This is a genomic window from Streptomyces sp. NBC_00988 (assembly GCF_045162645.1).
Lineage (GTDB): Bacteria > Actinomycetota > Actinomycetes > Streptomycetales > Streptomycetaceae > Streptomyces.
Map to the genome: position 1 here is coordinate 1,975,875 of NZ_CP108730.1, position 15,073 is coordinate 1,990,947.

Below are 15,073 nucleotides of genomic sequence, written 5' to 3' on the forward strand. Positions count from 1 at the left end.
GTATAGCGAAAGGCAGAAATGAGAGTTCTAGCCATCGGAGTCAGCGAGATTTCGGTTAGCCGTCTCGCGGCCGCGCTGCGATCTTCCGGACTTTTTATGGACCGGGCTGCGAAGATTGCCGAAGCCGATCTGAAACAGACGCTTTTTCGTTATGACTGCCTTATAGTGAGTCGAGTTCTGCCGGACGGCGACGGCACCGCGCTCATCCGCAATCTCCGCGGCAAAGGGACGCGGACCCCGGTCCTGCTGCTGGCCCCGAACAACACGGCCGTCGAGCGGATCGAGGGTTTCGTCGCCGGCGCTGACGACTGCGTCAGTGTGCCGTTGGCGATGGCCGAGGTGGTTGCGCGTGTACTGGCGCTGTGCCGGCGTAAGGACGACGTGTTGCCCAGCCAACTGCGGCTAGGTGACCTCGCACTCGACCTCTCGGGCCGGCGCGTCGCCCGGTCCGAGATGCCGATAACCCTGTCGCCCAGGGAGTTTGCAGTACTGGAGTTACTCGCCATCCGCTCTGAGCAGGTCGTCACCCGGGCGGATTTGATTGAATGCTGCTGGGATGAGATGGCCGACCCACGTTCCAACATGGTAGACGCCCTGATGGCTCGGCTGCGCAAGCGACTGGGACCGCCACCGATCGTCGAATCCGTGTGGGGTGTCGGATTCCGGCTTACCCCGCACGTGACACAAGGCGACTGAGCCCCGGCTCCACCGGCTTGATGCCTGTGGATAGTTCTTCCCGAAACGAAGAAGTGCCTTGCGACCTGTCATGATGGGGTTTCTCTAACTTGATCTTCAGCCTTGGGTGTCGAATGCCTCCTCGAACTTGATCACTCGCGCGGGTAACTCCCGTACGTGCAAGCGGCCTTCGGCTGATCATGTGCTCCGCCCAAGCGATACACACGATCAGCACGAAGGCCGTGGGGATGAGTCTGCTGTATCACGCTGTCCCGCAGGAGTCGTTCGCTGCACTGTGTCCGCGTACTCACTGAAGTGGCTCCGGCAAGAATTTCGTGACGTGGACGTGTGCCACCGTGCGCCGGTGACGCTCCGTCACCCGTGGCGGCGTCGGAGATGGGCCATGAGGACCACGCGGTGTCGGAGAAGGGGGACGCTGGCGCGACCGGCCATGAGCCGCTTCTGGAGCTTCAAGTCCGTAATGCGGCCTTCATTGACGCCGGAGTTGAACGGGGTGGTGATGCCCTGCTCGACCGCCGGTTGGTCCTCGCGGATGGCCTTGGCCAGACTGGCCAAGGGAGCAAGTCGCGACGTGGTGAGCCTCTCCAGCCAGTCCGGCAGCGGTGTGGCGTCTTGGGCATCGAGCATGGCGGCGAAGTCGCGGACCAGGTCATGCGCCGCTTTCAACTCCGGGCAGTGCGCGAGCAGTCGGTCCAGCCGCTCGATGGTGTGCAGACCGCGCCTCGGCGGCGAGGTGGTGATCCAACGGGCGACCTGGCGGGGTGAGGGCGGCCGCTCGCGCGGTATGTCGATCGGCAGGCCGCGACGCAGTGGCGCGAGGGCCATCTTGACCCGCTGGTAGTGGCCGCGATAGCCCTTGGTGAGCAGCTCCTGGTGCAGCACCTTCGCGGTGTGCTCGCCCTCCTCCCAGCGTTGCCGCAGGTAGTCCAGGTACGGATCCAAAGTTGTGGGCTGACGCGGTCGCGGCCGGCGGACGCAGTCTTGCCAGGAGGTGGCCCGGGAGTACTTGCGCACCGTGCGCCAGTCCAGGCCCAGTTCACGGGCTGCCGCGTTGATCGAGCGCCCGGTGTCGGTCACCGCGTGCACCGCCTCGAACAGTCGCTTCGCGTGGCGGCGGGCTGGCGTGTCGATCAGGTCGGACGGCGATGCCGACGCGGCGGGTTCGGGCTCGGGCCCTGCGGCCGACAGGCAGCCGCGGTGCGTGGCGGCGATGTCTGCGACCCGCTTGGAAAGCCCTTGCCACAAGGTACTGGTGGGCCGTCGGCGAGGTGCCTGCTGAGCAGGTCCTTTTCCAACGGCCCCCAGCCCAAACGACGCATGCGACTTTCACCGCACGTCGCTTTCCAGTGACTACTCCGTGAGTGCCGGGACGGGCTTCTTGCCGTGGATGTCCGCGTGACAACTTCCGCAGACCACAAGGGTTTTGCGGTGTCGTGCGGCCATGAGATCTGCCCACGGTGGCCGGGTTCCTGATCGTCCGAGGTCAGCGAGTTTGGCGACGTGGTGGACTTCCACCTCGTCGATCCGCCCGCAGGACTCGCACCGTCCGGCGAGGAGCCGGGTGACCAGCTCCTTGCGTTTGGTGTTGACCGGGGCCAGCCGACGATCATTGATGACCGTCTTCTTGTCCCGTCGCAGCGGGATCCCGCCGAACCGTCCGACCAGTGGCTTCCTGCCGGTGCGTTCGACGCGGGCCTCGAAGCACTTGCGCGGCCCGTGCGGTGTCTCGATGGTGGCCGCGTACATGCGGGCCATCTTCGACACCGACGAGCGGTGCTTGTTGGCGAGCGTCATCAGCATCGAGGTCTCCATGACCCATTGCAGCCGGGCGAGTCGAAAGACGTCGCCGGCCAGCAGGTAGTACTGGACGATGCCGCGGTACTCCGACCCGAAGGTGCTGAGGATGACGTGGTCGTCCTGGTTCAGCAGTTCGGGCCGACGCGCGGGTTTGCCGCGCTCCATGTACTGGGCTTGCTTGGCAGATACCACCGAACGAGGGACACGCAATCTGATGACCCCATTGACGGAACGCCGTCCGCCGGTGATCTTGCGGTCGTTGTGGTGCACGGTGATCTCGTAGCCGAGGAACCTCGCCGCCTGGGTGCGGGCGTGCGTGATGAGGGTCTTTTCCGGCGACAGTTCCAACTTGAGTTCGTCACGCAGGAATTGCGCCAGTCGCTCTTTGATTTCCTCGGCCTCTGCTTTCGGTCCGGCGAACCCGAGCAGGGTGTCATCGCAATAGCGCACATACCGCAGCCGCCGGTAGCCAGGATCCTGAGTATCCATGCTGGGCACACTGCGGAGTTGCTTGCGCAGCTCCCGCACCTTGGTGTGGTCGCCGCGCTTGCGTGCGCGTCCTACGGCCGCCCACACCCGATGAAAGGTGCGGTTCGGCTGCCTGACTCTTCCCCGGGTGCATTCCGGGATCAGAACTTTCTCGACGTACTCATCCATCTTATGCAGATAGATATTCGACAAGATCGGTGAAACAACCCCGCCTTGCGGACTTCCGCTGTGCGTGGCGTTCCAGATCCAGTCCTCCATGTATCCGGCTTTGAGCATGTTACGCATCAGCCGCAGGAATCGGTTGTCTTGGATTCTTTCACCCAGGATTCGGAGCGTGACCGAATGGTCAAGGCGGTCGAAGCACTGGGCGATGTCGCCCTCGACAAACCAGACTGTGCCCGTCCAGGTATTGGCCACATCACGTAATGCGGTGTGGCAGCCCCGGCGGGGACGGAAACCGTGTGAGGAGTTGGAAAACGTCGGCTCGTAATACGCCTCAAGTAGCAGGCGGATCACCTCGCCGACGAGTTTGTCACTCCAGGGAGGCAGGCCGAGCGGTCGCAGCTTGGTGCTGCCCTGTCCCTTTGGGATGTAGACCCTTCTGGCTGGGCTCCACCGGTAGCGCTCGTGGCGCAGCGCGTCGATGACGTGTTCGATCTTGCCCAGCGACATGCCGTCCACGGTCTCCCCGTTGACCCCGGGTGTCATTGCTCCCTTGTTGGAGTACAGACGCCCGTAGGCCAGCAGATACAACTGCGGATTGAAGAGCTGTCGATATATTTCATTGCACGGCAGGCCACGCCTGCCGCGTTCACGGAGGACACCCAGCACCGTTTCGGCGCTCTGCATTTCGCATACCTCCCGAGTCTGTGGTGTCCGATCACCTGGCCCCCTTCGCCCGATGCGGACGGCTTTCCCGTCCTCCTTGGCCGGTCGTGACTCCGGCGACTACTACGGGGCCTCCGTCACCATAGGAAGATCTCTTCCCTTAGGTGATCCCATGTTCGTCCTTGTCGTACGTTCTAGCGTGATGTAGGTGCCCCACTCATTCCCTTGAATGCCCTCGCTGGGCATCGCTCCGCACTCCGGAAGTTGCGTCGACCCTTCCATCATTTCGTCGCAGGGTGCGGCGTCGGTAACGGGCAGCTTCCCGACGGATTCGACCTTCAATCTCCTGAGAATTGGGGTTCAGGCAATGCAGCTTTCACCGTGTCACGCGGGTCCCTCGACGCGTCGCCTCTACTGCCTGAGAGTGACCGTCGATTTTCTGGCATGCTCTGGTCCCGTCACCGTTTCCGGATCGGGTAAGCCATCAGACCCAAGAATCTCCTTCCGAATTCATCCCGACTGAGTCGGGGATACGACAAGGCGCCTCATGGCGCACTGAAAGCGGTCGCTGACCTGGGTCGCGTTGGGCGCACCGTCGCTGATGCCCTGCCGGTATTGAAGCGAGCCGTCGCGGCAGACGACCTCGACGCCTGGATGTTCCCGAAGCCAGGCGGCCAGATGCTCGGCGTCCCGTCCCGCCCAGAGTGTGAGCGGGAGCCGAGTGTCGGCATCGACCAGCAGAGTGCCGTAGACCTCGGCGTACAGCGCGAAGTCGTCCACGCCCAGGACACGGGGCGTGGGTGCTGGTGGCAGCGGCATACGCATCAGGTGAAATAGCACGCTGGTGCGAGACAGCGGCGCGTTCAAGATCTGCAGTAGCCGGGCGCCGCCGCGGCCGGCGAGCAACCCCGCGGCCATCTCCACCAGATGCTGCAGGAGTGGAGTACGACGCTGGTAGCGCACTGTCAGCTCGTCGACCTGCTCGGCAAACGTCCGACGGTCGCACTGCGGGCCGTCGCAGAACAGCCGCCGCACCGACAGCCCGATCGACACCGGGCGGCCGCCGACGGCGAGGTCAGCCAGCGTGCGGACATAGCGACTGTGCACCCGCTCAGAGACTCCTGCGCAATCCGGGCAGCCAACCGGCAACTCTCGGGTACGGGCGGAAATACAGACCACACCGTTCTCCACCCACACCCGCTCCACCCGCACCGCATCCAGGTGCGGTGACACGATCCGTACGAGGTCATCACACTCGCCGACGGTGCCGCCACGGGTGACGGAGCGTCACCGGCGCACGGTGGCACACGTCCACGTCACGAAATTCTTGCCGGAGCCACGTTCACGTGTACGCCGACACCGCCGCCCTCAACCTCATCCGAACCGATGCCTGGCTGACCGGGACTCCACTCGCCAGCACCCGCACCTCCCGCTTCAGCCGCCTGAGCCCCACATAGACGCCGCCGAATTCGCCAACGGTGTCCGCCGAGTGGTGTAGCCGGTTGAGGGTCGTGAACGCGCGGGTGTCTGCCCGGGGCGTGCACCCGCTGTTGGTGACTGCTCCCTGAACAAGAGGCAGGCCACCGCGCAAGTCTCCCTGGTGAACGGGCAGTTCAACCGGAGGAGCGCACGATGGCCTTGTCCCAGTCTGACCTGATACGGCTGCTTGAGTCACTAATCCGTTGTTAAGGCGGCCAGGATCCGCACGATGGGCCGGCTGCCCCTGGCGTCGGAGGTATGCCTTTTGAGTCACCGGCCGGTCAGGTCCAAACGTAGATCGGCACCTTCGACGCCGCCCATCGAACCTCAACTTCCTCATGTTCGTGGGCATTTGTGGTACGAGCCAGCCGCACGGCGATCTCTTGCAGCACGCGAGCCTTTCAGCTCCTGCGCAGACCGAGACCCGCGCGGTGCGCTGGTGCCACGAACGGCTCGTGAGGTGTCGGCCCGACCACATGGTCGAGGCCTGGGATTAGTGCGACGCGTGGCTCCGCATGCGCTCGTGACCAGCGCAAACATCCGTTCCACTGGGAGGGCACACCCTTGATCTATTGCGGTATCGACTGGGCCGAGAAGACACACGACGTCGCGCTGGTCGACGACACCGGCCGGCTCGTCGCCAAGCGGCACATCACCGACGACACGTCCGGCTACAAGATCCTCCTGGACCTGCTCGCCGAGCACGGCGACAGCGAGGCGAACCCCATCCCGGTAGCGATCGAGACCCCACGCGGCCTCCTGGTCGCCGTCCTGCGGACCGGCACCCGCAAGATTTTCGCGATCAACCCGATGGCCGCCGCCCGCTACCGCGACCGGCACGCCGTCTCACGCAAGAAGTCCGACCCCGGCGACGCACTCGTGCTCGCGAACATCCTGCGCACCGACATGCACGCCCACCGGCCACTGCCCGACGACAGCGACCTGGCCCGCGCGATCGCCGTCCTGGCGCGCGCCCAGCAGGATGCCACCTGGAACCGGCAGCAGATCGCCAACCAGCTCCGATCCCTCCTGCGGGAGTTCTACCCCGCAGCCCTGGACGCCGTCGCCATCTGGGCCAACGGCCTGTGCCGACCAGAGGCCCGGGAGCTGCTCAAGTCCGCACCGACGCCGGCCAAGGCCGCGCGACTGACCCGAGCCCAGATCCAGGCCGCACTCAGGCGGGCCGGCCGCAAGCGCGGCATCGAAGCCGAGGCCGACCGGCTGCGAGACATCTTCCGCGGCCACTATGCCCATCAGCCGCCGCTGGTCGAGGACGCACTCGGCAAGCAGATGCTCGCCCTCGTGACCCAGTTGGAGGCCGCCTGCACCGCCGCCGATGACCTCGCCAAGGCGGTGGAAGAGACGTTCCCCCAGCACCCGGACGCCGAGGTGCTCCTGAGCTTCCCCGGACTGGGCATCCAACTCGGCGCCCGGGTCCTCGCCGAAATCGGGGACGATCACACACGCTTCGCCGACGCCCGCAGCCTGAAGGCATACGCCGGCTCCTCGCCCATCACCAGAGCCTCCGGCAAGAAGTCGAGCATCACCCGCCGCTGGATCAAGAACAACCGCCTCAACCACGCCGGCTACCTCTGGGCGTTCTCCGCGATCACCGCCTCACCCGGAGCCAAAACCCACTACCGGCGCCGCCGCGACCACCACGGTGACTGGCACGCAGCCGCCCAGCGCAACCTCTTCAACCGCATGATCGGCCAGCTCTACTACTGCCTTCAAGAGCACGAACTGTTCGACGAACAGACCGCTTTCCCCACCGGACTCGCCGCCGCAGCTTGACACGCTAGCGCCGTGAGGTGTCTACGCTCGACCGACGGAATCGAGCTCATCCGCGCCATCGCCGAACGGATGGTGCAGGAGCTGATCGAGGCCGAAGCAACGGCCCACATCGGCGCGGAGTGGAACGAGCGCACGCCGACGCGGACCAACGTCCGCAACGGGCACCGCGAGAAGGTGCTGACCACGCTGGCCGGCGATCTGGACCTGGAGATCCCCAAGGTCCGCACCGGCAGCTTCTTTCCCTCACTGCTGGAGCGACGGCGCCGGATCGACCAGGCCCTCTACGCGGTCATCATGGAGGCATACGTGCACGGCGTGTCCACTCGCAGCGTGGATGACCTGGTCAAAGCCCTCGGCGGGGACAGCGGCATCTCCAAGTCGGAGGTCTCACGGATCTGCGCGGCGCTGGACGAGCCGCTGACTGCGTTCCGCACCCGCCCGCTGGATCATGTCCGCTTCCCCTACGTCTACCTGGACGCGACCTACTGCAAGGCGCGGGTGAACCATCAGATCGTCTCGCGGGCCGTGGTGGTCGCCACTGGGGGTACCCCCGGCCGGAGGCTGGGGGAGCATCACCGAGGACGGAGGCCGTGAGGTCCTGGGCCTGATGGTCGGCGACAGCGAGAGCGAGGTGTTCTGGAAGGAGTTCCTGCGTTCCCTGCGTGAACGCGGGCTCTCCGGGGTCCGTCTGGTCGTCACCGACCAGCACTCGGGCCTGGCCGCCGCGGTGCGCAAGGTCATGCTCGGCGCCGCCTGGCAGCGGTGCAGGGTCCATTGAAGCCGTCAAGGAACAACCCGTTGCTTTCATAGGACAAGCCCGTTGCTCTGGTATGAGCTTCGCCGACGATGTTCTGGATCAGCTCGCGCTGCGGTTCCAGGTCGTGTTGCCGCATCTGAATGAGCGTCAGCGGCGTCTGATGCTGGCGCAGGAGGCGCGATTGCTCGGCCACGGTGGGGTACGGGCCGTGGCGCGGCTGGCCGGGGTGAGTGAGACGACGGTTCGCAACGGTGTGTTCGAGCTGGAGGCCGGTGGGGATCGGTTGCGGGACGGCTATGTTCGGCGTCCCGGGGGTGGCCGCAAGCCCATCGAGGAACAGGATCCTTCTCTGGTTCCGGCGTTGCTGAAGCTGGTGGAGCCGGACGAGCGGGGTGATCCGATGTCGCCGCTGCGCTGGACGACCAAGTCCTTGCGCAACCTCGCCGAGGAGCTGACCGGGCAAGGGCATCCGGTCTCCGCTCCTACTGTCGGCCGGCTGCTGAAGGGGCAGGGTTTCAGTCTGCAGGTCAGCGCCAAGACGCTGGAGGGCAAGCAACACCCCGATCGGGACGCGCAGTTCCGCTATATCAACGAACAGGTCAAGGAGTGCCAGGCCGGCGGTCAGCCGGTGATCAGCATCGATGCCAAGAAGAAGGAGCAGCTGGGACAGCTGCTGCCGAACCCCGGACGTCAATGGCGCCCCGCCGGCGATCCGGTGCAGGTGGAGGACCACAGCTTCTACTTCATCGGTCCCGACGTCGAGGTGGCGATACCCTTCGGCATCTACGATCTGGCCCGCGACCGCGGCTGGGTGAACGTCGGCACCGATCACGACACCTCGGTGTTCGCCGTCGAGTCGATCCGCCGCTGGTGGCGGGCCCGTGGCCGGGTGGACTACCCGGATGCCGACAGGTTGCTGATCACCGCGGACTGCGGAGGGTCCAACAGCTACCGCTACCGGCTGTGGAAGGCTGAACTCGCCGCGTTCGCCGCCCAGACGGGCCTCACGGTGAGCGTCTGTCACTTTCCGCCGGGCACCTCAAAATGGAACAAGATCGAGCACCGGCTGTTCTCCCACATCTCCATGAACTGGCGTGGCAGGCCCCTGACCAGCCACGAAGTCGTGGTCAACAGCATTGCCGCGACCCGCACTCGCACCGGCCTGCGCGTTCACGCCGAGTTGGACACCGGGACCTACCCGGTGGGAATCTCCGTCAGCTGCGAGCACCTGCGCTCACTACCGATCACGCCCCATGACCAGCACGGATCCTGGAACTACACGATCGCCCCAGTCGGCACCACCGGCGACTGCGCGATCAACACCACCGACCGCGACCACACCAGGTCACAGGTCCTGGCGGTGCTCGCCGACCCGCGCCTGAGCGGCATGACCTCACCGGAACTGGTCGCACTGTGCGGCAAGTTGGCTCCCGCGCAGGCCGCCCGGGCCGAACAGCGCAAGTTCCAGCAGCGCGGCGGCCGGCGCCTGCAGGCCCCTGGAGCGCACGGCAAACCCCTGCTTTCGAACGCCGACCGCATCCTTGTCACGGTGATCTACTTGCGCCGCGTCTGCTCCCAGAAGGTCCTGGTCGACCTGCTCGCCATTAACCCGGTCACGATCGGCCAGGTCATCGGCGAGACCCGCACACTCATCGACGCGCAGAAGATCACCATCTCGCAGACCGCACACTACTTCTCCTCCGCCCAGGAACTGCGCGACTGGGCGCAGGACGGCGCCACCACCAGCAAAATGGATCTCTCCCAGACTCTGTCCCACCCCGCACTCACCGGCATGTCCCGTCCGGACTTCCAGGCGCTGGTCGACCGGATCACCGTGCCCTACCAGGCCGCGCTCGAACAACGCCGGCATCACCAGCGCGGCGGTGATCGGCGCCCGGGAACCCGTGGCGGCGTCTTCCGTCAAAAGATCACCGACGCTGACCGGATCCTGGCGACGGTCCTTTCCCAGCGAGATCTATGCAACCAACAGACTCTGGCCGACTTGTTCGGAGTCAGCCGCGGCACCATCCGCAACGCCATCGACGACGTCCGTCCCCTCCTCGAACAAGACCCGCACGTCCCGACGCCCGCCGAACGACGCTTCGCCACCGCCACCGACGTATTCGCATCCGTCACAGCAGACAGCGAAACACCATGTTGAATCCTTACGGCTTCATTTCCTGCGAAATGCCTTCGGCGTGATCGACCGCGACTCCGGCGAGATGGTCGCGGCGACGATCCGCACGATCTTCACCCAGCCCACCGCCAGCCTCGTGCGCACTCAGCTGGACACCGTCGCGGACATGCTCGGCACCCAGTTCCCCAAGGTCAAGGCCATGCTGTTGGAGGCGAAGGAGGACCTGACCGCGTTCGCGGACTTCCCGCCGCGGCACTGGAAGAAGATCCAGTCGACGAACCCGTTGGAGCGGGTGAACCGGGAGATCAAGCGCAGGGTCGATGTCGTCCAGGTCTTTCCCAACGACGACGCGCTCATCCGGCTGGTCACCGCCGTGCTCTTCGAGATGCTTCCCAATGCGGATGTCAAGCCGGGGCGACTGCGGGTGGTGCGACCTCATAGCACCGGCGGTCACGGATCAGGGCCCACAGGACGTTCACGCGTCGCCGGGCCAGGGCGAGCACGGCCTGGACGTGGCGCTTGCCCTCCGCGCGCTTGCGGTCATAGAACTGCCGGGAGTTCGGGTCGCAGCGGATGCTGACCAACGCGGAGGTATAGAAGACCCGTTGGAGTCGGCGGTGGTACTGGCTGGGGCGGTGCAGGTTGCCGCTGACCTTGCCGGAGTCGCGTGGCGCGGGAGCAACCCCGGCGAAGGCGGCCAATGCGTCCGGGGAAGCAAAGCCGTCCAGGTTGCCGCCGACAGCGGCCAGGAATTCCGCCCCGAGCACGGCCCCGATTCCGGGGAGGCTCTGGACAATGTCGGCCAGTTCGTGGCTTCGGAACCGCTCCTCGATGAGCCCGTCGATCTCGCCGATCCGCTCATTGAAGGCAATCACCTCCTCGGCCAGGGTGCGAACCAGCTGGGCGATGGTTTTCTCTGCTGGCACGGATGTCTGCTGGCGCTTGGCGGCCTCAACGGCCCGCTCCGCGAGAGACCTTGAGTTCTTGACCTTGCGGTTGGCCAGCCACTTTGCCAGCCGCGTAATTCCGGTCCGTCAGATAGCTGCCGGGGTCTGGTACCCGGTCAGTAGCTTGAGAGGACCGACATAGGTGATGTCCAGGTCCCGCTCGAGCGCGGGGAAGAGACTCAGCAGGGAGCCGCGGAGCCGATTCACTGTCCGGGTGCGGTCCTCGACCAGGTCCGTACGGCGCCCGGTCAGCAGTTTGAGTTCGAGCGTGGCCTCATCGCCGAAGTTGATCGGGCGCAGGTCGCGCCGCATGCGGGCCTGGTCGGCGATGACGTAGGCGTCGCGGGCGTCGGTCTTGCCTTCGCCGCGGTAGCCGTCGGAGATGGTGTCCCGCCGAGTGGTGTAGTCACTGGTCGAGCTGGTTCGGTTTCTGCTGTGGTGGAAGCTCGGGTTCGTCCGTGGCGGGTTGCGTCGTGAGGAGTTCGGTCATGGAGGCTTCGGAGAGGTAGCGGCGGTCGAAGACCTGCCATTCGTCGTGGAGTTCGGCCAGGACGGCGGCCGCCAGCCGGTCGAGGGCGGCGGGGTTGGGGAAGACCTGGACGACGTCGGCCCGGCGTTTGACCTCCCGGTTCAGCCGTTCCAGCGGGTTGGTGGACCAGATCTTCTTCCAGTGCGCCGGCGGGAAGTCCGCGAACGCGGTGATATCTGTCGCGGCGTCCAGCAGCATCTTCTTGACCTGGGGGAACTGTCGTCCGAGCATGTCGGCCACCACGTTTAGCTGGGTGCGCACGGCCTCGCCGGTGGTCTGCGCGAAGACGGTGCGGATGGTCGCCGCCACCATCTCTCCCGAGCCCTTCTCGATCACGCTGAAGACGTCTCGGACGAAGTGAACCCGGCATCGTTGCCAGGCCGAGCCGAGGAAGACGGTGCGGATCGCGGCCACCAGTCCGCTGTGGCTGTCGGAGATGACCAGCTGGACGTTGTCCAGGCCGCGGGCACGCAGCGAGCGCAGGAACTTCGTCCAGAACGGCTTCGACTCGCTGTCTCCGACCATCAGTCCGAGGATCTCGCGGTGCCCGGTGGCGGAGATGCCGGTCGCGATGACCACCGCCTGGGAGACGATCCGGTGGTTGACGCGTGCCTTGCAGTAGGTGGCGTCCAGGAAGACGTAGGGGAAGACGGTGTGATCCAGCGGCCGTGCCTTGAACGCGGTCAGTTCGGCGTCGAGTTCGCCGCAGATCCGTGACACCTCGGACTTGGAGATCCCGGTGTCGGCGCCCAGGGCTTTGACCAGGTCATCGACCGAGCGGGTCGAGACCCCGTGCACGTATGCCTCCATCACCACGGCGAACAGTGCCCGGTCGATGCGTCGGCGCCGCTCCAGCAGTGAGGGGAAGAACGATCCGGTCCGCACCTTGGGGATCTTCAGGTCGAGGTCGCCGGCCTGGGTGGTCAGCAGCCTCTCGCGGTGGCCGTTGCGCCACGTGGCGCGCTGGTCGGAGTGCTCGCCCGGGGCGGCACCGATGACCTCGGTGGCTTCGGCCTCGATGAGTTCCTGCAGGATGCGCTCGCACAGCATCCTGATCGTTTCAACTCCGTCGGCCGTACGTAGACACCTCACGGCGCTAGCGTGTCAAGCTGCGGCGGCGAGTCCGGTGGGGAAAGCGGTCTGTTCGTCGAACAGTTCGTGCTCTTGAAGGCAGTAGTAGAGCTGGCCGATCATGCGGTTGAAGAGGTTGCGCTGGGCGGCTGCGTGCCAGTCACCGTGGTGGTCGCGGCGGCGCCGGTAGTGGGTTTTGGCTCCGGGTGTCCGCGTACTCCCTGAAGTGCTCAGCCAAGTACAGATGAACGTGCTCAGCTCTCAGGCCACTTCGGTCTCGCGCTCGATGGCGGCGAGTCGGTTCTTGAGCCGGTAGCTGGGGCCGTTGATCGCGATGACGTCGCAGTGGTGCAGGAGGCGGTCGAGGATCGCGGTGGCGAGGACTTCGTCGCCGAAGACCTGGCCCCACTCGCTGAAGGTCTTGTTCGAGGTCAGGATGATGGAGCCCTTCTCGTAGCGCTTGGAGATCACCTGGAAGACCAGGTTCGCCTCGGCGCGTTCGAGGGGCTGGTAGCCGACCTCGTCGACCACCAGGACGCTGGGCCGCAGGTAGGAACGGAGCTTGCTGGTCAGCCGGCCGGCTGCTTCGGCGGTCTTCAGCTGGCGGACCATGTCGTCCAGCGTCGTGAAGTAGATCGAGAATCCGGCCCGGCAGGCCGCGACGGCCAGAGCAACGGCGAGGTGTGTCTTGCCCACTCCCGGCGGGCCGAGCAGAGCTGCGTTGGCCTTGGCCTCGACGAACGAGAGGGTGGCCAGGTCCTTGACCTTGCGCGGGTCGAGTTCGGGCTGGAAGGAGAAGTCGTAGTCGTCCAGCGTCTTGTGGTGCGGCAGCTTGGAGAGCCGCAGGCCCTGACGGAAACGCCGGTCGTCGCGGACGGCGAGCTCTTCGGCCATGACCAGATCGAGGAAGTCGAGGTAGCCGAGCTTGCCTTCCTCGGCCCGCTCGGCGTACTGGTTCAGGCTCTCGGCCAGGTGGGGCAGGCCGAGTTTGGCGGCCGTGCTGCGGATGCGGGCGGTGACCAGCTGACTCAACGGGCTTCCTTCCTAGTGGAGTTGGGGGTGAAGGGGCGGGTGCCGGTCAGCTCGTCATAGACCGACAACGGGCGGCGGCTGACCTCGACTCCGCTGGCCGCTGTCCGGTTCAGCAGAGCCCTGAGCGGGCCGGCTTCGTCGCCCAGAGCGTCCTGGTGGCGGGGCTGGGGCGTCACGTCGCCGGTGGTGACGCGGCGGTTGTCGCCCTTGGGCAGGCCGTCCCAGTGCTTGTCGTCGACGATGCGGGCGCCGCGGCCGACTGCCCTCGGATGGACGGCCAGGAGGGTCTCGCCGTTGGCGTCGGGGACGGTGGAGTGCAGGATGATCTGCGACTTCGTGGCCCGGATCTCGACCAGTTGACGGGCGCGGACCTTGCGGGCCGGCACCGAGTAGAGGTTCGCGTCGAAGGCGACCAGGCAGTCCTTGCCGACGTGCCGCAGATGCCGCTGAGCGACCACATACGGAGTCTGCGGCAGTGGCCTCAGAGCCATGTGGTCACGGACGGCGCGATGCCCGATGACCTCGCCGTGGGTGCCGTGGACCTTCGCCCGCCGTATCGGCACCCAGGAGGTGAACGCGGCGTCCATCTCCTCGATGGAGGAGAACGCCCGCCCGGCCAGAACATGATCGCGGACGATCAGGACTTGGCGCTCGACGCGTCCTTTCCCGGTCGGGCGGTAGGCGGCCAGGACGTCGATGTCGAAGTCGTAGTGCCCGGCGAAGGCCACCGCTTCCGGATGCAGCGGAACCGCCTCGCCGGGAGCGACATGGCGACGGACAACCGTCTTGGTCCGGTCGTAGACGATCGTCATGGGCACCCCGCCGAAGTGCACGAACGCGCGGCGATGGCAGTCGAAGAACGTTGCCAGGTCCTGGCTGGTGGTGAAGCAGCAGAACGGATCACGCGAGTAGGACAAGGTCATGTGGAACGAGTAGACCTTCGGGATCCCGACATGGGAGAGGATCTTGCCCTCGTCGCCCCAGTCGACCTGGGCCTGAGCACCGGGGACGACCTCGAACCGGCGGTGCAGACCCGCCAGTTCGCCCGGGCTGATGCCCAGTTCGTCCGCGATCCGGGGCCGGGCTTCCTGCAGGTAGATCTTCACGCGCTGGTAGTTGCCGGTGAAGCCGTACTCCTTGACCAGGCGCTCGTGGATCACCGCCCCCTTGATGAGGATCTCGGCCCGCAGCATCGCGTCGATCAACGGCGCGACCTCGTCCACCACCCGAGCCTTCGGCTTCCCGTTCGGCGCCCGCTTCGGCGGCGCGATCGGCACCTGCCCCGACAGATACTTACTGACCGTGCGACGGTTCAGCCCGGTCGCCTTCGCGATCTCCGACAGGCTCATCGCCCCGGACTCGTACAGACCGCGAAAACGCCTCAACTCCAGCCAGCGATGCGGGTCAAGGACCACCGTCAGCCGCCTCTCTGCCACCCGAAGACACAGCAGCAGACTGCCGACACACCACCCTCACCGCATCAAGAACTGAGCACGTTCATCCGTACGCGGCTGTGC

The 15,073-nt window shown here is 65.8% G+C and carries 9 protein-coding genes and 4 pseudogenes; 5 read left to right on the forward strand and 8 right to left on the reverse strand.

The genetic code is table 11. From position 1 onward, the window contains the following. Positions 1 to 18: 18 nt before the first annotated feature. Entirely contained in the window at positions 19 to 696 is a 678-nt protein-coding gene (locus OG496_RS09150; protein WP_405970368.1) for a winged helix-turn-helix domain-containing protein, read from the forward strand. A gap of 354 nt (positions 697 to 1,050) precedes the next feature. Here OG496_RS09150 and OG496_RS09155 read toward each other — a convergent pair whose 3' ends face one another. The 3 genes from OG496_RS09155 to OG496_RS09165 all read right to left on the reverse strand — a co-directional run bounded on the left by OG496_RS09155 (position 1,051) and on the right by OG496_RS09165 (position 5,043). Further along, a complete protein-coding gene (locus tag OG496_RS09155) occupies positions 1,051 to 1,941 on the reverse strand; it encodes a transposase (RefSeq protein WP_405970369.1) in 891 nt (296 codons plus the stop codon). A 105-nt stretch (positions 1,942 to 2,046) separates the two neighbouring features. Further along, on the reverse strand, positions 2,047 to 3,831 hold the full coding sequence (locus tag OG496_RS09160) for a reverse transcriptase domain-containing protein (protein WP_405969183.1): 1,785 nt from the start codon (positions 3,829 to 3,831) through the stop codon (positions 2,047 to 2,049). Between the two features lie 489 nt (positions 3,832 to 4,320). Further along, entirely contained in the window at positions 4,321 to 5,043 is a 723-nt protein-coding gene (locus tag OG496_RS09165; RefSeq protein WP_405970370.1) for a transposase family protein, read from the reverse strand. Positions 5,044 to 5,853: 810 nt separating this feature from the next. Here OG496_RS09165 and OG496_RS09170 point away from each other — a divergent pair. The 4 genes and pseudogenes from OG496_RS09170 to OG496_RS09185 form a co-directional block, all read left to right on the forward strand. After that, complete coding sequence (locus OG496_RS09170; RefSeq protein WP_405970371.1) at positions 5,854 to 7,083, forward strand: IS110 family transposase; 1,230 nt, start codon at positions 5,854 to 5,856, stop codon at positions 7,081 to 7,083. Between the two features lie 12 nt (positions 7,084 to 7,095). Next, positions 7,096 to 7,858 (forward strand): annotated as a pseudogene (locus OG496_RS09175) (IS256 family transposase); the annotation flags it as partial. A gap of 55 nt (positions 7,859 to 7,913) precedes the next feature. Continuing rightward, positions 7,914 to 10,001 (forward strand): ISAzo13 family transposase, encoded by a 2,088-nt coding sequence (locus OG496_RS09180; RefSeq protein ID WP_405970372.1) that lies wholly within the window; start codon positions 7,914 to 7,916, stop codon positions 9,999 to 10,001. Positions 10,002 to 10,008: 7 nt separating this feature from the next. After that, positions 10,009 to 10,362, forward strand: a pseudogene (locus OG496_RS09185) (transposase); the annotation flags it as partial. Positions 10,363 to 10,381: 19 nt separating this feature from the next. On the opposite strand, the pseudogene OG496_RS09190 reads toward OG496_RS09185, so the two are convergent. The 5 genes and pseudogenes from OG496_RS09190 to istA form a co-directional block, all read right to left on the reverse strand. Beyond that, positions 10,382 to 11,305: pseudogene (locus tag OG496_RS09190) on the reverse strand (IS110 family transposase); the annotation flags it as partial. Between the two features lie 25 nt (positions 11,306 to 11,330). After that, entirely contained in the window at positions 11,331 to 12,503 is a 1,173-nt protein-coding gene (locus OG496_RS09195; RefSeq protein WP_405976588.1) for an IS256 family transposase, read from the reverse strand. A gap of 54 nt (positions 12,504 to 12,557) precedes the next feature. After that, a pseudogene (locus OG496_RS09200) lies at positions 12,558 to 12,734 on the reverse strand (IS110 family transposase); the annotation flags it as partial. Between the two features lie 51 nt (positions 12,735 to 12,785). Continuing rightward, positions 12,786 to 13,556: an IS21-like element helper ATPase IstB gene (gene istB, locus OG496_RS09205; protein WP_405970373.1), complete on the reverse strand. Its 771-nt coding sequence runs from the start codon at positions 13,554 to 13,556 to the stop codon at positions 12,786 to 12,788. Beyond that, positions 13,553 to 14,971 carry an IS21 family transposase gene (gene istA, locus OG496_RS09210; RefSeq protein ID WP_405976589.1) on the reverse strand — a complete coding sequence of 473 codons (1,419 nt, stop codon included), beginning with the start codon at positions 14,969 to 14,971 and terminating at the stop codon, positions 13,553 to 13,555. The genes istB and istA overlap by 4 nt, the downstream gene beginning before the upstream one ends. Between the last annotated feature and the right edge of the window lie 102 nt (positions 14,972 to 15,073).